We start from the raw sequence: 18139 nt of genomic DNA on the forward strand, positions 1-18139 counted from the left end.
ACAAAATGTTATTCAATATTTTCCATAAATGCTTTAAAGTCACTTTTAAAGATTCTATAATCAAGAGGATTGTGATTACGACAATGACTATGCATATCCTTTAGTATGTTGTCGTCCACATTAATTGCTTCTTCCATCACTTTAACTAATGCATCAACGGAACAACTCTTTGCTATAAAACCGTTTTTTCTGAATTCAATAAATCTTGACACATTGCTAGTTGGTGTTGTAATGACAGGCGTACCGCAAGAGAAACTTTCTGCTAGTTTAGTAGGAAAACCAGCCATTGTCACTCTGTTTTCTAGTCTTGCAAAGATTGTGTAGTCTGATTGCTTTACTATTTCAATAGCATTTCCGTGTGGAATGCGACCTAAGAAAATAACATGTTCTCTTAAAATATTTAATTTCTGCTTATACGTCGGAAACATTTCTAAAAATGATTCCTCCGATATACCTGCAATATTAAATAAAAATGCATAACCCTTATTTTTTAAAATTAGAAAACTGTCTATTATCATATCTAACCGATCTTTTTCTTTTGAAATTCCTGGACTTCCTACGTATGAGAAAATTCTTTCTGTACTTGGATAATATTCTTTAGTTTGTAACCATTTTTTATCTTGTTTATCGATTAATGAAGGTATATTTACCGTAATACTATTCTTATAATAATTTTGCAGATAATCACTAATGCAAATGACATTTTTCACTTTCTTTTGGACAAATCTCATCCTTAAATTGCTATCAATTATTTTCACGAGATTATTTGTACCGTACCATTCCGTACAATCTGATACAATTTTTATATTGTTTTTCAATGCATATTTTTGTAATTTTAACAAAGCTATTGATGGATAGTTATATGCGATTATTGCGTAAATCCTATTTGGATCATACTTCCCTATAAGTTTCTTGACCCAATCAATTTGAGTTGAATATTTAAACCAATCTAATAGACCACTTGGATAAGATTTTGAAAATATTTCAAAGTTGTCAAGTTGAGAACTGTAAACCGGTTTTAGCTCTCCAGAATTCTTATCTGATTTGTTCAATCCAGCTAAAATCACTTTATATCCATGTTCTTTAAGAATCTTACTATTTGCTATCACTCTCTGAGCAGCCGCATTTTTGTCTGGAAACTCCATTCCACCTATATAAATAACGATATCTCTCATATTTTGTATCCTCCGTACCATTAAAAAATTAATTAAGTGTAGAATTTATAAATCTCAATTAATTTTTCTTAGTTCATCTAAGTATGCATCTACTACTAATTCTCTGCGAAACTCCTTCATGATTTTTTGCCTTCCCATAAGCCCCATTTTTTCTTTCTGTTTAAAATTTAGAGATAAAAATATTTCGATCTTGTCAATTAAATCTTCCGAATTTTCTTGCTCTATAAAATATCCATTAATTTCGTTATCCACAATTTCTTTTGTTCCACTTCTATTCGTTGTAATTATTGGTCTTCCTGACGCGGCGGTTTCTAGAAGAACATTTGACATTCCTTCCGGATAATACGTAGGATGAATTGTGCAACTAGAAATTTTATGGAATTCCCTCACGTTATCTTGCATTCCGTGGTACTTTAATATGCCTAACTCCTGCAGATTATGTAATTTAGATTCGTAATCCTGTTCACAAAATCCAAGAACGTGAAACATAGTATATGGATGCTTTCTTTTAATATATTGAGCTGCTTCTAAAAACTGATCTATCCCTTTCTCTTTCATAATTCTTGAGATATATACAAAATTCACAGTAGGTAAATCAGGATAAGGTAGTAGTGGAAACTCACTAATGTTTACACCAGATCCAGGAATAATTTTATATTTGTTTATGTTGACACCATTTTCCATAATAATCCTTTTATCTTCTTTATTTTGAAAAAATACACAAGTGGCTTTTTTATAGGATGCTTTATAAAGATTCAACAAAATTTTCTTTGTGATTCCCTTTTTCTCGAACCCAGATCCTAATCCTGTAACATTTGGGAAAAAAGGAACTTTTTTAAGCCTTGCAATCAGTCCTCCGTAGACATTAGGTTTAACTGTATAAGAAATAATTGCATCCGGTAATATTTTATTTATAACTTTGTAGTACTGATACAATAATTTTAAATCTTTAAATGGATTCATACCTCTACGATCTAATGAAACATTATGATGAATACATCCCATCTCTATTAAGCGCTCCAATTTTTCCCCATATGGCAAAACTAAATGTACTTCAAATTTTTCTTCAAGTAATTTTTGAATAATTTCTTTACGAAAATTATAAGTGTAAACATCATGGTTAGATAAAATAACGACTTTCTTCACTATATAATCACCTTATTTTCTAGAATTGTGTACTTTTTTAGAGTTAGTAATAATAATTGATTCGTCAAATTCAATTTTTTGATAGTTAAATTTAGTTCCCGAAAGATTTTCGTCGACTTTTAAACTCCCAAATATTTTTTTAAAGAAACTAATTCTTTTACTAAGAAGATTCGGAATTTTAAATGGAATTAATATTGGATTCTTGTTTTTCATTTCGCAAGTGACTTTATAAACAGAAGAAATGTTAACATACTCTTTGTTTTGAGGAATCCAAGTTCCTGTAGCTTCATTCTCTATAATTTTGTATAAAAAATTGGATAAGTTGTCTACGAATATCATGCTTCTTTCGCTAAAGGTTGTTATAAAAAAAGGTAGAATAGAAAACAAATGTAACAATCTAGAGAAATTACCTGGAGAATCTGGGCCATAAACTAAAGGTGGTCTAACAATACATAATTTGAAATTTTCATTAGATAGTTTTTGCAATTCTTTCTCTGCCATAAATTTTGATTTGCCGTAGTCACTCTTCGGCGCTTCTATTGTAGCATTGTCTATAGTACCGTTTATTAACCCGTAAACACTAAGAGTACTAAAAAATACAAAATGCTTTACACCTTGTTTTTTTGCTTTTTCAGCTAATCTTATAGTCAAATCTCTATTTACCGTGTAATATGATTCGCTAGAAGATTTTTTTGAATGTACTATTCCTGATAAATGAATTATTGAATCGTATTTTGTGAAATCAAGTTCTTGCCATGAATTTCCTCTTACACTAATGCTATCAATTTTATAATCAGATATTTTATTTTCTTCTACCCATCTTTTAAACGATAATCCTATATAACCTTTTAAACCTGTAATTAAAATTCTTTTCATTTATCAATCTCCTTTGCACTAGCTACTTCATTGACCATTCTAATGGAATCACCTTCTACAACCCCGTCACTATTAATTACACTGATTAGAGTTTTAAAAAAGCATTTGATATCCATCCATAGTGATAACTTTGATACGTATTCTCCATCCAATTGAGCTTTAATTTTGATTGGCAATTCATCACGACCATTAACTTGTGCCCAGCCAGTAAGCCCCGGCAAAACTCCATTAGCACCATGTTTTTCTCTTTCTTTAATCAAATCATATTGATTCCATAATGCTGGGCGAGGACCGATTACAGCCATCTCCCCTTTCAAAATATTTATAAGTTGAGGAAGTTCATCTAAACTTGTTTTACGCAAAAACTTACCTGTTTTAGTAATGTATTGATTTGGATTTGTTAGTAAGTGAGTCGGTGTATCTTTGGGAGCATCAATAAACATTGTTCTAAATTTCAAAATGTTAAAGTGAGATTGCTGAAGCCCGACACGCTTTTGTTTAAAAAATACCGGGCCTTTCGACTCAAGTTTAATTGCAATCATAATTCCAATAAATAAAGGAGCAAGTACAATTAGTCCAATCAACGACAATATAAAGTCAATTTTTCGTTTTTGTTCAATATACTTCATCATTCACACTCCATTAGTTAGACTGTTTCTTTTAGTTGATCACGCTTAACCGAATCGAGACAATCATTTGCCCAGTTGACGAGATATAGACCGAGCGCTTCACTCGTCTTTAACTCATGCATTCGAATAAGTTTTCCTTCCAAATCTGCTTCCTCGGTGACGATACCTGTAAAGATTTTCGGATAAACTGCTTCAGGATGAACTTCCCCTTCTTTCAACAGCTCTTCAAACATTTTTTCGCCTGGACGAATCCCACTAAACTCAATCGCAATTTGATTTTCAGTGAATCCGCTCAATTTAATCATATTGCGTGCAAGATCAACAATTTTCACTGGTTCACCCATATCAAGGACAAACACTTCTCCACCATCCGCAAGCGTTCCCGCTTGAATGACCAGACGACTCGCCTCAGGAATTGTCATGAAGTAACGCGTCATATCAGGATGTGTTACGGTGACCGGTCCGCCCTTCTCAATTTGAGCTTTAAATAACGGAATCACAGAACCACGACTGCCTAATACATTCCCGAAACGGACAATAGCGTACTTTGTTTGACTAGTCTTTGCTAAATTTTGAACAACCATTTCAGCAATACGTTTTGTTGAACCCATAACGTTCGTCGGATTGACGGCTTTATCCGTCGAAATCATGACAAATCTATCTGCGCCAAACTCATCTGCCATCTCAGCGACATTTCTAGTGCCATAAATGTTGTTCTTCACAGCTTCATGTGGATTTGCTTCCATCAACGGAACATGTTTGTGTGCTGCCGCATGGAAAACTATATGTGGTGAATGTGTCATAAAGACGTTACGCAACCGTTCAACGTCCTGAACGTCAGCGATAAGCGGAATAATTTCTACATCTAAATTCAATTCACGTAATTCACGTTCAATCAAATAAATGCTGTTTTCACCATGTCCGAGTAGTAACAAGCGTTCTGGCTTGAACTTTAAAATTTGACGACAAATCTCTGATCCAATCGAACCACCTGCACCCGTTACAAGAATCGTTCTCCCTTCGACTTCTGACTGGATTCCCGAAATATCTAGTTCAACCGGTTCACGCCCCAATAAATCGTCAATGGAGACTTGGCGCATTTGATTGACAGCAACTTTACCCGCTGCCACTTCTTCAATCATGGGTAGCGTATGCACATTTGTACAAAGTGATTTTGCACGTTTAATAACGGCGAGTCGATCTTGGTAATTCATAGAAGGGATTGCGAATACAATTTTATCAATTGCATGATTCTCGACCACACCTTCTAATTGTTCGAGCGTTCCCAACACTCTTACACCGTTAACTGTCAGATTTTGAAGATGACTGTTATCATCAATAAACCCAACTGGATTCATACGATGATTATCTGACTGATTGATTTGACGGACTAACATACGACCCGCTTGACCAGCACCGATAATCAACGTCCTTTTTTCAGTTTTACGCCGCTTCATTTTTCTCCCGCCTAGAACAAGTCGGCGATCTTGCTTCCAAGTCACATAAATTCGTGACCCCAAACGAATGCCTCCTAACATTAGAAGAGATAAACAGAAACTAAGGAATAACATTCTTTCCATTGCTTCTCCGTAAACAGCAAATTGAAGGAGATACAAAGTCAACGTACTCATCATAAGCGTCACGGCAAGACGGATGGCTTCTGACATGCTCGCAAAACGCCATGCGACTCGATAAAGACGACTGATACCGGCCATCACGATAAATAGCGCGCTGTATAATAAAGCAGATTCTACAAAATGATTACGATCCACATTTTCAATAAATTCAATTGGATATAAAAAGAAGTATGTGACGAACATTGAAGATAAAATAGCCATAATATCAAGAAACACTAGTACGCTTGTTCGAAATGATTTTCGACTTAACTCAGGAATCAACATCTGTTTTCCTCCTTACTTCACTGGATTCAAAGAAGATTGTTCTTCCATCAGTTCGGTCATCATTTTTAATACATCGTCTCGGAGATCGTCTCTCTTTAATGCAAATTCAAGAATTGTTTGAATAAACCCTAATTTTTCTCCAACATCATAGCGTTTGCCATTGAATTCGTAAGCATATACACGCTCAACTTCATTCAAGCGCGTGATTGCATCTGTCAATTGGATTTCACCACCCGCTCCCGGGACTTGTGTTTCTAAGAAGTTAAATATTTGAGGAGTAAACAAATATCGGCCTAAAATGGCCAAATTCGATGGTTCTGTACCTGATGCCGGCTTTTCAACAAAAGATTCAACTTTATGTAAACCGCCTTCAAGTGACGCCTGTGGATCAACAATCCCATAACGATGAGTTACGTCGCGTGAAACTGGTTGAACTCCGATAATCGAACTCTCCGTTTTTTCGTACTGTTTAATCAATTGTTTTGTACAAGGGATTTCCGCCTGAACAATATCATCTCCAAGCATAACGACAAATGGTTCATTTCCGACAAACGCCTTTGCCTGCAAAACCGCGTGGCCAAGTCCCATCGGTTTTGACTGACGAATGAAATGAATATTAATATTGGTCGTTTCTTCAACCAACTTTAAAAATTCAGACTTCCCTTTTTCAATTAGAATTTGTTCGAGTTCTGGAACTGAATCGAAGTGATCTTCAATAGCGCGTTTGCCTTTACCGGTCACAATCAAAATGTCTTCAATTCCAGATTCAACGGCCTCTTCAATAATATATTGAATGGTTGGCTTATCTACAATTGGTAACATTTCTTTTGGCATTGCTTTTGTTGCTGGTAAAAAACGTGTTCCTAATCCTGCAGCCGGAATCACAGCTTTTTTAACTACTTTGCTTGCCATGATGCTCCTCCTCTATGGATAAATATACATTCTCTGTCTGATTCATAGAAAAAAGGATGTAACTTACATCCTTTCAAAATTATATTTTCAGATTATCACTTTAGACCTAATATAAAAACATACGAGGAGTAAAATAAACCTAAAATCGTTCGACAGTTGTCGACAAAAGAATCATATTTTTAGATGAATTGTCAATAATTAGTCTTTAACAACAAGTGAATTATTTTTTCCATTTTCCTCGCCAGTTTTTAACCGGTAGCGTCGGCGGATCGATAAATACGAAGTCATCCTTCATAATTGCTTCCGCATTGACTACGTAATTTTCCCACTTGTCTTGACCAAGTTCTTCACGAACAACTTTCTCGACTTCCTTCCAATAAAATGTTCGGCGGCCTGTGCTATGGGCATCTGATGCGATTAAATGGCTGAGTCCGTTACGAAGGAAAGCAAATGCGAGCTCTTTCACGTTCTGACCGAACTCTCCGGTCAAACTACTCGTCGTAATCTGCGAAAGCGCACCAGACGAGACAAAATCCATTAACCGTTTTGGGTTGGTTGCGAACTCTTTATTACGCTCGGGGTGGGCGATAACTGGCGTGTACCCTTCCGTTTGAAGCCCGAAGAATAATTGTTCTGCATAGGCTGGTACTGAGTCACTCGGAAACTCCACTAAAACGTAACGAGATTCGGCAAGTGATAAAGCCTTACCTTGCTCTAATGATTCAACAAGATCACCAAAGATTCGAATCTCTTGTCCAGCGTACAGATCGAGGTCGATTCCTTCTTGTCGCAAAACATTCTGTAATCTCGTGACAGCATTCGATACATCGAGCTGGCTTGTGTCAAACTGTGGATGAAACGCGTGGGGGGTGACCACGATTGCGGTCACCCCTTCACTTACGGCGCGCTTCGCCATCTCGACCGCTTGTTCGACTGTTTCCGGACCATCATCGACGGCCGGCAATAAGTGACAATGGATATCAATCATGGCACGCTCTCCTTTTATTCATATGCGTAGTAGTAATAATAATCGTCGCTACCTTGTGGCTCGCGTTTGTTCAAGACGACACCGAGGATATGTGCCTCTGCGAGTGTCAATTGTTCTTTCGCTTTGACAACCATCTGGCGATCCGATTTATCACAACCGACGACAAGAACGACACCGTCAACCTTTCGAGCTAAGAGGCGCGTATCCGCTACTTGCATCATTGGAGGGGCATCTAAAATGATGACATCATAGTTTGCTTTCAGTTCTTCTAATACACGATCCATCATCTTCGAAGATAATAACTCCGATGGGTTAGGCGGAATCGGTCCAGCCGCAATCAAATCTAAATTCTCGATTTGAGTCGTATGCGTCGCTTTATCGACAGTCGTCTTTTTAGCAAGCACAGTTGAGAGACCAATTCCATTTGACAAACGGAATGTAAAGTGGGCAGTAGGACGACGCATATCGCAGTCGACGAGTAACACACGTTTCCCTTGCTGTGCATAGACGACAGCAAGGTTTGATGACGTCGTCGACTTTCCTTCTCCTGACGAGGCTGACGTGATAACCATCGTTTGTAACTCGTCATCAATTGCCGTAAACTCCAAATTTGTTCGGATGGTCCGATACTGCTCTGAAATCGGTGACTTTGGCTTCAGAATCGTGATTAACTCTCGGCCTGACTTGTCATATTGTGTATGTTTATTTTTCTTCTTTCCGAACTTAAACATGGGCTCGTTCACCTTTCACGTTAGCTTGACGTTGTTGACGCATTTCGACTTTATCGATTACAGGGATTGATCCAAGAACCGGGAGTTCTAAAATGTTTTCAACGTCTTGTTCCGTCTTAATACGACGATCTAATACAACTTTAAGGAACGCGATGGCAACACCAATCATTAAGCCAAGAATAGTTGCGACCGCTGTATTCATCAGGACATTTGGTTTAACAGGTAACATTGGGACTGAGGCATTTGACAGAACTTTCACGTTATCCACGCTCATCAATTCTGGCACTTCTTTCGAAAAGACATCGCTGATTTCGTTAGCAATGTCCGTTGCTAGCACAGGATTTGTATGTTGAACTTTAATGTTGATGACTTGTGAGTTTTGTTCACTATTGACCGTAATTAAGTTTGCAATATTGTCAGGGGCACCCATTACATTTTCTTGAACCTGCTCTAAAATGGCTGGACTTTGAATGATGACCCGGTATGTGTTTACTAACGTTACTGATGACTGAATTTGGCCACTATCGATCATGTTGTTTTGCGATTCTTTAGGAGCAACCAATACTTGCGTCGATGCCTCATATGTTGGACTAATGACGAATGAACTCACTAAAAAGGCAATAAGCGCCGCGATGATTGCTAAACTGATGATGAGCCCTTTGCTCCGCTTTAAGATGGAGAACAACTCTCCAATAGAAATCGTTTCTTCTTTCATGCTCTTGTTTTCTCTCCTCTGTTTTAAAAGTCACTGCTGGAAAAAATCCGCAGATAATATTTAACAATCCCAATACCAAAACATTATAGCAAATTTCCTCATAGATGATGACCCATTTTTTAAATTTTGGTTTTTTTGGTATGTAAATCTGATAAACTTTGTTAGGAAGAACTTAACAAAAGGAGGAGACAATAGTGCACGTTAGTGAGCGCCTACTCCAGTTGTACGCAGACACGGATGCATCAACACGTACAAAATTGCAGAATACGATTAAACAAAATTTAGGGGACGGTAAACCGTTAAGTGTGTCCTACGAAGAATTGACGGGGTTATCGGATGCGACGCTACCCACAGAAGAAAAATCAGCGAAAGACTTCGCTGCTTGGATTAACGATGGCAAAAAAGATGCCATGTTCCTTCAATACTATATTTCTTTACTTGAAATGCATGAGAATGTATTAAACAAAGAAGCGACGATTCCTCAATCAAAATCAATTGATGAGACAGTAGCCAAGGAAACACCTATTGAGAAACAGGCACCGGCACTGATTCCCGAACCAACCGTAGTTCAAGATTCAAAACTGAAAGAAAAATCAACTGTCTCTAAACCACGATACACACCTGAAATTCCAGTTCCATCACGCACCGAGCGAGCAAAGTACAATCGAACAATCGAACCAGCCCGTCCACGTCGGAAATCCAGAAAATGGATTGTAACTCTCTTCTTCTTCGCTTTACTCATAGGAGGCGGATATATCGGGTATCCATATGTAGTGGACCTGTTGGAACCAAAACAAGAAGCCGAAATCGTGAAAGAAGCACCGAAACCGGATCCTGAACCGGTCGTCCAAGAACCAGAAACAAATTACGTCTGGCTGGCCTCAAAGAACGTCAACCTTGTCTCGGAACCGAACGGCACGACCGTCACGTATATTGGTGACATCGGTGACCGCTACGAAGTGTTGAACGAACAAGACAATCATGTCGAAGTAGATTTGGATGGGACGACAGCTTGGGCCCCGCTCGATGCTGTCACAACTGACTGGCCGACGCGCGATTTGACGGACAGTGCTTTGCTCGACTGGGTGAACACGAATTTGAACAACGAGTGGCTCAGCGAGTCGGCGCCTAACTTTTTTGCCATGAACGAAACGGCACTCACGGAGACAATCGGCGTTCCTTATGGTCGGGAGACGGATGCGTTGAATGCTTACGCCTTCTATAACGACGGTTTCTTCGTCATTCAACAGGACAAGGTACACGCCATTGACTGGACGAACACGCAAACGACGCGTGAGGCGTTCAGCCCGCTCGGTGAACCGATTCTTGAAACGGACGATGCGATGGTATATGAGAGTGAGACGTACTCACTCCGCTTATTCGAAGGTACGAACGGACAGACACGGGTACGACTGACTGAAAAATAAGAGAGTTTCACGGAAGGAGCAATCCCCATGAACACGATTCTTGTTACAGGAGGTGCCGGTTATATCGGTACCCATACCGTTTTACAATTACTTGAAACCGGCCACGACGTCATCGTCCTTGACAACTTGTCGAACAGCCGTCGTGAGGCGCTCGAGCGCGTCGAAGCATTGACCGGGAAATCGGTCACGTTTTATCTCGGTGACATCCTCGACCGCGAACTGCTCGAACAAATCTTTTTGACGCATACGATTGACGCCGTCATCCATTTCGCCGGACTGAAAGCTGTCGGTGAATCGGTATCCGAGCCGCTCCGTTATTACGAGAACAACGTCGTCGGCACGACCGTTCTCTTAGAAGTGATGAACGCGTTCGATGTGAAACGGATCGTCTTCAGTTCATCGGCGACCGTCTACGGCATGCCGGAACGGACCCCGATCGACGAGTCGTTCCCGCTCAGCGCGACGAACCCCTATGGCCGCACGAAACTGATGATTGAAGACATCATGCGCGACCTCGCCGTCGCCGACCCGTCATGGAGCATCGCCCTCCTCCGCTACTTCAATCCGATTGGCGCCCACGAATCGGGCCAGATTGGCGAAGACCCGTTTGACATCCCGAACAACTTGATGCCCTACATCACCCAAGTCGCCGTCGGTCGCTTGAGCGAATTGAGCGTGTTCGGTGACGATTACGACACACCGGACGGGACCGGCGTCCGCGACTACATTCACGTTGTCGACTTGGCCGAGGGTCACTTGAAGGCGCTCGACTACGTCATGGACCACACGGGTGCCGAGGCGTTCAACCTCGGGACCGGTACCGGCTATAGCGTCCTCGACCTCGTCCAAGCGTTCGAGGCGGAGAGTGGGAAAGCTGTCCCGTACAAAGTGACGCCACGTCGTCCAGGCGATATCGCCATCTGTTTTGCTGATCCAGCGAAGTCGAAACGTGTGCTCGGCTGGGAAGCGAAACATGACGTCCGCGCCATGTGCCGCGACGCCTGGAACTGGCAATCGAACAACCCGAACGGATATCGCTAACACCAAAACGAGTCCTCATCTTTGTCGATGAGAACTCGTTTTTTTCATTGTTTGATCCAAGCTACCCCATACACATCGAGTTCAATCGTCTCGATGGGTTCACCTGTGAACAGATTCGTCCCTCTCGCTCGCACGTTTACTGGCTCATTTCCGACGTTCGTATACAACATGAGCGTCTCCCCTCCGCCTTTCCGCTCGACCGTGAAGACGCGCTTATCAGACGTATCGATTCGCTGCTCCGCGTACGGTGAGAATGCCGGATGTGTCCGTTTGACGTTCAACTGGCTGATGATGCCAGAGAACACTTGCAGGCGGTACGGATTCGTCTTCAGCTCTTGGATGAGCGCATCGTGGTCGACCGGTGTCTCGACACCGAGCAGTGTTCGGTAATCGACGGTCGGGATGCCTTGGAGCGAGAACAGGATACTGTGCGCTGCGAGAATCATGTCGACGCTCGGCTCAATCAAATTTTTCTCGAACGGGTCACGCTCGTGAATCGACAAGAAGTTAAAGTATGTCTTCCCTGCTTCCGGCGCCTCGATCCGATTCGCCCAGTCGGACAACTTCTTGGCGTCACCTTGCGCGAAGGCGAGCATCGTGTGCGAGGCGAGGTCGAAGTGACAAATCGCATCAGCAACGCTGATGTATGAGCCGTGTGCCTGAACGTCTCCTTCATAGGCGAGAATCAATTGGCCGTTCGGTTTATAGTGATGGAGCACCGCGTGCCACAATTCGATGACGCGCTGGATGCTTTCTTCCGGCATCCCCCGGAACGACTGCACGTGGACACGCAGTTTCGTCGCGCCTTGGGCGAGCCGCTCGATGAAAGCGTCCGTCTCCTCGAGCAGATTGAACTGTAACTCGTTATAGACGTCAGGCTCCGTATCGTACATGAGCTCGAACTCATGCTTGAAGCGTCCGAGGTCCTCATATAATCGGATGCGCGGATTGATGGCCGTATCGGTCGGTTTGGCAGGATACGGGAACAGCGAGACGAGATACAAATCGCTAATCGACGCCTGGACGTGTTCCTTCAACAGGTCATGGAGTGCGTCCAAGTCGGGACTTCCATCCGTCGTGACGGCGTTCGCGTCCATCATGAGCACGCTCGTCTTCTCGCTCACACCTTCCCCGTCGTGCCAATGATGACCATCCCACTTCATGAACAGCTCCTGCCAGTCCTCTGATGTATGGTCATCCTCTAATCGGTTGATGATCGGTTCAACAGTTTCCCAAAGCATGTGATCCCTCCTCAGTGTCTCTTTATCAGTCCCACCGATACACGATTTTCAAACGCAAAAAAAGCCGTCCCTAAGGACGACTCAGTTCATCAAGCGCTGTAACTCCGCTTGGACATCGGCGAGTGAGGTTTCATTCGGATGCCAGTAATAGATGCCGTCCGACTCCAGACCGCCCGCTCCTTCGATGCGGAGCGTGCTGGCATTGCGGAACGCCTTCATATAGTCCGTCGACAACGCCACGAGCTCATTGAACTCGATGTTCGTCTTGGCCCGGTTGCCGGCGACGTCTAACAGCTTCGTCACTTTGTCGACCGAGAAGTCAGAACGTCCCTTCTCGACGATGGCCGCGACGACGGCGCGTTGCCGCTCTTGGCGGCCGAAGTCACCGTTCGGGTCGTCGTAACGCATGCGGGCGTACGACAATGCCGAGGCGCCGTTCAAATCGACCTGTCCGACTGGATACGAGTAGCCGTCCGACGAGAACGCGAAGTTGTTCGTCACCGTGATGCCGCCGAGCGCGTCGACGACCTCGGTGAACGCCTCCATGTCCGCCTCGACGACATAGTCGATCGGGATATCTAAGAGCGCTTCCACCGAATCCATCGCCATCTCGGCCCCACCGAACGCATAGGCGTGGTTGATCTTATCGTTCATACCTTTGCCGACAATCTCCGTCTTCGTATCGCGTGGGATGCTGAGCATTGCCCCTTCGTCCGTCGTCGGATTGAGCGTCATGACGATGATCGAGTCACTCCGTCCCTGCTCCCCGTCACGGCGGTCAATCCCGAGCAGTAACACCGATACCGACTCCTTCTGTTCAATCGTCTCGACTTGTTTCCGTTCCTCGCTGATTTCCAAGTTGTCATTTACTTTCGTCACCGTCTCGTTGACGTCCCGGTACATCGACCAGACGAACAAGCCCCCAGCGACGAGGAAAACCGTCAAGACGCCGAGCGTGATCGCCAACGCCTTTTTCCAGCGTGATTTCTTCTTATGTCTCGCCATGCGTGCACCTGCTTTCAAAATCGTTAGATATGGATATAATTCCCGCTTCACGTGTTGTATTATAGCACATTGTCAAAAAATGCTAACCATATCTTTTCAATTTTCATGGGAAATGTGTCTTATAGCGGGTACGCCTCATGTGTTCGCGCCAGCCCGCGTTGATTTCGGCCCCAAGCAGCATCGTCGCAGCCGTCAAGTAGAGCCAAATTTGCAATAAGATAACGATGCCAATCGTCCCGTACGTGTCCCCGAACATCGAGAACCGGTCGACGTAGATACTATAGCCCGTCGACAGCATCTGCCAGGAGATGACGGCAAAGACGGCACCTGGGAGCGTCTCCGTGAATTTGACGTGTTGTTGCGGGGCGATTTTATAAAACATCGAGAACGCAAAGATAAGGATGACGGTCGACAACGTATAGCGCGCTAAAGTCGCCAACCGATCGAAGTCCTCGAGCCGTGGGAACCACGTATACATGAGCTCGACGAACTCACGGCCGAAGATATGGAACACAATCAAGATGACGGCACCGACGCTGAAGGCGATGAGCGTAAGCAAACCAATCAAGCGACGAACGACGTAGCTCCGGGCCTCCGTCTCCCCGTAGGCGAATACGGTCAGTTTGACGAGACGGGCCGTCCCGTTCGATGCCGACCAGACGGCGATGATGGCCCCGATTGAGACGAGGCCGGCGTTGATGTTGCCGCTGACGTCATAGACGATCGACAGCATGTCGCGCACGCTCGAACCCGGGATGAGAATCTCAATCTGTTCGATCAACAAGGCGTCGTCGATGCCGAACCACGCCATGACGGCGAACAAGAGGACGAACGTCGGGAAGATGGCAAGAAACCAAAAGAACGCGAGCGTCGCGCTATAGTCGTTGATATGGTGGTCCTTGAACCGATGGCGGACGTCGATGACAAGACGGGTCAGGCGATCGAGCACTCGGGTCACTCCTTTTCTATTTATTATGACATAAAACAAACCGCCCCATCCGATTGGATGAGGCGATGCGTCACTGTTCCATCAATTGTCCGAGATACGACTTCACGTCTTCGAGTGAAGTGGCGTCCGGGTTCCAGTAATAGATGCCGTCGCTTTCTTTCCCGCCCGTTCCTTCGAGGCGAAGGACGTCCTGGTTTTTGAAAGCAGCCATATAGTCGCTCGAGAGCGTCCGGATGTCTTTGAACGTCATGTTCGTCTTGGCGTTGTTGCCGAGCACATCGAGCATGTTGTTGAACTTCGAGATGGAGAAGTCGTCTTTGCCTTTATTGACGAGCGCAGTGATGACATCACGTTGGCGCTCTTGGCGACCGAAATCTCCGCTCGGGTCGTCATAGCGCATACGCGTGTACGCGAGCGCCTCTGAACCGTTGAGCGTGAGTGCGCCCGGTTCGAACGTGTGCTCACCTGACGTGAACGCCAAGTTGTTCGTCACGTTGACGCCGCCGAGAAGGTCGACCGTGTCTTGGAAGCCCTTCATATCAACTTCGGCCACGTAATCGATCGGGATGTCGAGCAAGTTCTCGACCGTGTCGAGTGCCATCTCGGCCCCACCGAACGCGTAAGCGTGGTTGATCTTGTCAGAAGTCTCTTTGCCGACGATTTCCGTCTTCGTGTCACGCGGGATGCTGAGCATCGCGCTTTGATCCGTGTTCGGGTTGAGCGTCATGACGATAATCGAGTCGCTGCGACCTTGCTCGTCGGCACGACGGTCGACACCGAGAAGAAGAACCGAAATCGGTTTTTTGTCATTGATCGTCTCCGGTTGCATGCGCTCCGGGCTGAGGCCTGTCGAGTCGTTCAACCGCTCGACAGTCGAATCGACTTGATTATATAGATAGGCAGCTGCACCGGCTCCGATGAGCAGGAACAACCCTACGACGAGTCCCGCAATTTTTGCGATCCGTTTCGCTGGGGAACTCTTTTTACGACGTTTTTTCACTCGCTTCTTTTGCTCTTCCATGACTTAACACCTTTCATAAACCATTTTTATAAAAATACCAATTTTTATTTTAGCATGTAACCGTCTTTCATAACGTTATTTTTATAAAAAAGGGAAATTGATACAGCAAATTGGGAACGTATACATTCGTTGTTACTTATCGGTCTTTTCTGACGAACCATTGAGTGTTTTCTCCGCATTATTTTTCTCGACACCTTCACGCTCCAAGCATTTAGTCGCAATCTTGTCCGATTTGTACGTATAAAGACCCACTTCTCAATCATCAAACATCCGAAATCGTGTCAACTTTTTGTCGAATATGCTGTTTTATAGGTATGTTTCCTTATATTCAAACACCGTGATGAGACAAAGGGATTATTTTTTGTAATAATTGGCTTATCTATGATGAAAATACACATATAAATCCATTAATTGGTTGGAGGGGTTGTCAGATGCGCTACGTCGTCACTTGTTTTTTAGAGAAAGAAGAACCTTGTGTGTTTACGGTATATGGGGAGTCCAAACAGGATGCCGCTTTCACGTTTGAAAGAACGTTGAACGAGGCGAGCCCGCTCAACGACTATGTGGAGTTAAGTGACGGCAAGAAAGTGAAAGTCGGATCGATCCTCGCCTACCGCATCGATGAGGTACAGCCCCTCTTTTAAAGTCCATCCATTTCGGGTAACCCTTATAAGGAAACCAAATCAACGAACGGGGTGAACCGATATGGAATTAGGGATGATCGGACTTGGAAAGATGGGCTTGAACTTGGCGCTCAATCTGACGGATGGTGGACACCGTGTCCTCGGTTACGACCCGGGCAACGTGTCGACGAGCCAATTCGAGACGAAACAGTCGCTCGATGAAGTCGTCGAAGGGCTGAAGACGCCGCGTGTCGTCTGGGTGATGGTGCCGGCGGGCGACGTGACGGAGCACGTCTTGAACGACCTACATGCGTTGTTGTCACCAGGGGATATCGTCATCGACGGCGGCAACTCGAACTATAAAGAGTCGATGCGGCGGGCCGAGCAGTTCAAAGACAAGCTCATCTACTTCTTTGACGTCGGGACGAGTGGCGGCATGGAAGGGGCGCGACACGGCGCCTGTACGATGATCGGTGGGGATTTGGAGGCGTTCGGCAAAATCGAGGAGTTGTTCCACGACGTGTCGACGGATAACGGTTACTTGTACGCCGGACCGAGTGGCAGTGGTCACTTTTTGAAGATGATCCATAACGGCATCGAGTACGGCATGATGCAGGCAATTGCCGAAGGGTTCGAGATTCTTGAGAAGAGCCCGTTCGAGTATGACCACGAGCAAGTCGCCCGCGTCTGGAACCACGGCTCGGTCGTCCGCTCGTGGCTAATGGAGCTGACCGAGAGCGCGTTCCATAAGGACGCGAAGCTCGACGAAATCAAAGGGGTCATGCATGCCTCAGGGGAAGGCAAGTGGACGGTCGAGACGGCGCTCGAGTACGGCGTGCCGGCTCCGGTCATCGCGATGTCGCTCATGATGCGGCAACGTTCGCTCGAAGAGGACACGTTCTCCGGGAAAGTCGTCGCCGCCCTTCGAAACGAGTTCGGCGGGCATGCGGTTGAGAAAAAATAGTGAGATCAAACTAGTACTCGCTCTGATTGTAAAAGAAAGATTTCAGTCAACGATTCGACTGAAATCTTTCTGTTTTTTTGTGCAATATTTTCTACTGTGATAAATGTCTCTTTTATAATTTTCAAGGAAAATGTTACTACGAATGGAAAGTACAGCGATTAACGTCTTAAATATACTATAATCTGTAAAATTCTAACCTTTAAAATTAGCTTATGATGAAAGGAGCACCGTATCTTGTGTTGAACAAGGAGTGGAAAAACATGTTGAAACTTCATGAATATCCGTTAAACGTCTCGAAAAATCTACACAAAGCCACAAGGGAAATCCTTTATCGCCAACAGACGAACGATTGGCGAGATGTCGATTACACCTTCAATCGAATCGCCGACCAAGCGCTTCGCATCAGTGAACAAGATTCTCGTTTCCAATTCGAAGGAGAGACGATGCTGTATGGACCGATGACCATACTCAAATTAACACGCACGTTCCCGGATGGTGGGGAGATCTCGTTCCAAATGATGTATCAACAGGAAGTAGACGAGGCTTATTTTGTCATTCGCGTATTGGATTACATAAGTCGTTTGAAAACAGCCTGGTTGCCGCCTGGCTTTTTGTGCGCCGGACCGCACACTTATCAACACGTCCTCCAGTTCGAACCTTGCTTAGTCGACGAGCATTTCATTGAACACATCATCGATTATATGATGAAGCAGAAAACGTTGATCGAGAAACGCATCAAACGCTACGGAAAACCTGTGCATCCAAGCGACACTCGTCCATTCTTCGGTGAATAAG

Annotated in this window: 18 protein-coding genes; 5 read left to right on the top strand and 13 right to left on the bottom strand. The window is 44.2% G+C overall.

Translation table 11 applies throughout. The features are described 5' to 3' along the window. Positions 1 to 8 precede the first annotated feature (8 nt). From KNP02_RS03370 to KNP02_RS03410, 9 genes are all read right to left on the bottom strand, one after another. A complete protein-coding gene (locus KNP02_RS03370; RefSeq protein WP_214708999.1) occupies positions 9 to 1175 on the bottom strand; it encodes a glycosyltransferase family 4 protein in 1167 nt (388 codons plus the stop codon). A gap of 54 nt (positions 1176 to 1229) precedes the next feature. After that, positions 1230 to 2321, bottom strand: a complete 1092-nt coding sequence (locus KNP02_RS03375; RefSeq protein ID WP_214708997.1) for a glycosyltransferase family 4 protein — start codon at positions 2319 to 2321, stop codon at positions 1230 to 1232. Between the two features lie 12 nt (positions 2322 to 2333). Next, positions 2334 to 3197, bottom strand: a complete 864-nt coding sequence (locus KNP02_RS03380) for an NAD-dependent epimerase/dehydratase family protein (RefSeq protein ID WP_214708995.1) — start codon at positions 3195 to 3197, stop codon at positions 2334 to 2336. After that, positions 3194 to 3826, bottom strand: coding sequence for a sugar transferase (locus KNP02_RS03385; RefSeq protein ID WP_214708993.1), 633 nt, complete (start codon positions 3824 to 3826; stop codon positions 3194 to 3196). The genes KNP02_RS03380 and KNP02_RS03385 overlap by 4 nt, the downstream gene beginning before the upstream one ends. 17 nt (positions 3827 to 3843) lie before the next feature. Next, complete coding sequence (locus KNP02_RS03390) at positions 3844 to 5727, bottom strand: polysaccharide biosynthesis protein (RefSeq protein ID WP_251129268.1); 1884 nt, start codon at positions 5725 to 5727, stop codon at positions 3844 to 3846. 12 nt (positions 5728 to 5739) lie between these two features. Then, positions 5740 to 6639 carry a UTP--glucose-1-phosphate uridylyltransferase GalU gene (galU, locus tag KNP02_RS03395; protein WP_214708991.1) on the bottom strand — a complete coding sequence of 300 codons (900 nt, stop codon included), beginning with the start codon at positions 6637 to 6639 and terminating at the stop codon, positions 5740 to 5742. A gap of 220 nt (positions 6640 to 6859) precedes the next feature. Continuing rightward, positions 6860 to 7627, bottom strand: coding sequence for a tyrosine-protein phosphatase (locus KNP02_RS03400; RefSeq protein ID WP_214708989.1), 768 nt, complete (start codon positions 7625 to 7627; stop codon positions 6860 to 6862). A gap of 14 nt (positions 7628 to 7641) precedes the next feature. Next, a complete protein-coding gene (locus KNP02_RS03405) occupies positions 7642 to 8358 on the bottom strand; it encodes a CpsD/CapB family tyrosine-protein kinase (RefSeq protein ID WP_214708987.1) in 717 nt (238 codons plus the stop codon). Next, positions 8351 to 9073: a YveK family protein gene (locus KNP02_RS03410; protein ID WP_214708985.1), complete on the bottom strand. Its 723-nt coding sequence runs from the start codon at positions 9071 to 9073 to the stop codon at positions 8351 to 8353. The genes KNP02_RS03405 and KNP02_RS03410 overlap by 8 nt, the downstream gene beginning before the upstream one ends. A 194-nt stretch (positions 9074 to 9267) precedes the next feature. Here KNP02_RS03410 and KNP02_RS03415 point away from each other — a divergent pair, with 194 nt between their 5' ends. Continuing rightward, entirely contained in the window at positions 9268 to 10500 is a 1233-nt protein-coding gene (locus KNP02_RS03415) for a flagellar basal body-associated FliL family protein (protein WP_214708983.1), read from the top strand. 27 nt (positions 10501 to 10527) lie between these two features. Next, positions 10528 to 11541: a UDP-glucose 4-epimerase GalE gene (galE, locus tag KNP02_RS03420; protein WP_214708981.1), complete on the top strand. Its 1014-nt coding sequence runs from the start codon at positions 10528 to 10530 to the stop codon at positions 11539 to 11541. A 44-nt stretch (positions 11542 to 11585) separates the two neighbouring features. Here galE and KNP02_RS03425 read toward each other — a convergent pair whose 3' ends face one another. From KNP02_RS03425 to KNP02_RS03440, 4 genes are all read right to left on the bottom strand, one after another. After that, the gene (locus KNP02_RS03425; RefSeq protein ID WP_214708979.1) at positions 11586 to 12782 is read right to left on the bottom strand and encodes an alpha-amylase family protein; all 1197 of its coding nucleotides are present in this window, start codon (positions 12780 to 12782) and stop codon (positions 11586 to 11588) included. Positions 12783 to 12863: 81 nt separating this feature from the next. Next, a complete protein-coding gene (locus KNP02_RS03430; RefSeq protein ID WP_214708977.1) occupies positions 12864 to 13787 on the bottom strand; it encodes an LCP family glycopolymer transferase in 924 nt (307 codons plus the stop codon). A gap of 103 nt (positions 13788 to 13890) precedes the next feature. After that, the gene (locus tag KNP02_RS03435) at positions 13891 to 14736 is read right to left on the bottom strand and encodes a YihY/virulence factor BrkB family protein (protein WP_214708975.1); all 846 of its coding nucleotides are present in this window, start codon (positions 14734 to 14736) and stop codon (positions 13891 to 13893) included. Positions 14737 to 14806: 70 nt separating this feature from the next. Then, the gene (locus tag KNP02_RS03440; RefSeq protein ID WP_214708973.1) at positions 14807 to 15757 is read right to left on the bottom strand and encodes an LCP family glycopolymer transferase; all 951 of its coding nucleotides are present in this window, start codon (positions 15755 to 15757) and stop codon (positions 14807 to 14809) included. A 431-nt stretch (positions 15758 to 16188) separates the two neighbouring features. Here KNP02_RS03440 and KNP02_RS03445 point away from each other — a divergent pair, with 431 nt between their 5' ends. The 3 genes from KNP02_RS03445 to KNP02_RS03455 all read left to right on the top strand — a co-directional run bounded on the left by KNP02_RS03445 (position 16189) and on the right by KNP02_RS03455 (position 18138). Continuing rightward, on the top strand, positions 16189 to 16401 hold the full coding sequence (locus KNP02_RS03445; RefSeq protein ID WP_214708972.1) for a hypothetical protein: 213 nt from the start codon (positions 16189 to 16191) through the stop codon (positions 16399 to 16401). A 61-nt stretch (positions 16402 to 16462) separates the two neighbouring features. Continuing rightward, entirely contained in the window at positions 16463 to 17344 is an 882-nt protein-coding gene (gnd, locus tag KNP02_RS03450; protein WP_214708970.1) for a phosphogluconate dehydrogenase (NAD(+)-dependent, decarboxylating), read from the top strand. Positions 17345 to 17604: 260 nt separating this feature from the next. Then, positions 17605 to 18138 carry a hypothetical protein gene (locus tag KNP02_RS03455; RefSeq protein WP_214708968.1) on the top strand — a complete coding sequence of 178 codons (534 nt, stop codon included), beginning with the start codon at positions 17605 to 17607 and terminating at the stop codon, positions 18136 to 18138. Position 18139 lies beyond the last annotated feature (1 nt).

This window comes from Exiguobacterium sp. s40, assembly GCF_018617905.1.
GTDB lineage: Bacteria > Bacillota > Bacilli > Exiguobacteriales > Exiguobacteriaceae > Exiguobacterium > Exiguobacterium mexicanum_A.